Origin of the sequence: Streptomyces sp. P17 (assembly GCF_032436805.1) — a bacterium.
Taxonomy (GTDB): Bacteria; Actinomycetota; Actinomycetes; order Streptomycetales; family Streptomycetaceae; genus Streptomyces.
This window is the reverse complement of the sequence record NZ_JAVRBF010000911.1, coordinates 1-267: the sequence shown is the minus strand read 5'-3', so window position 1 is coordinate 267 and position 267 is coordinate 1. Positions and strand designations below refer to the sequence as shown.

Annotated in this window: 1 protein-coding gene; it reads right to left on the bottom strand. The window is 41.9% G+C overall.

All coding sequences use genetic code 11. The features are described 5' to 3' along the window. Positions 1 to 267, bottom strand: a 267-nt coding sequence (locus RMT89_RS43410; RefSeq protein WP_315889264.1) for a Cache 3/Cache 2 fusion domain-containing protein, incomplete at both ends; no start/stop codon positions are given.

Genomic DNA, 267 nt, shown 5'->3' with positions numbered 1-267 from the left:
ATAACTTTGACCAGCGTTAGTCGATTGTTCAACGAACGCTTGTCCCTGCTTTAAATGTTGAAATCCATTATGAGTATCATCTAACCGACGCTGTAACCAACGCTGGTTATCCGCACCACGAAACGAACTCGCAATACTCACCCAATGGTCGCGTGATGCAACATAAATGGTGACCAGTGCACCTGTATCTTGGGTAAAAATATCGATAATATCGGTATTATTAACCAATGGCAGACCATAAAGATGAAGATTACGAATCGGATTTCC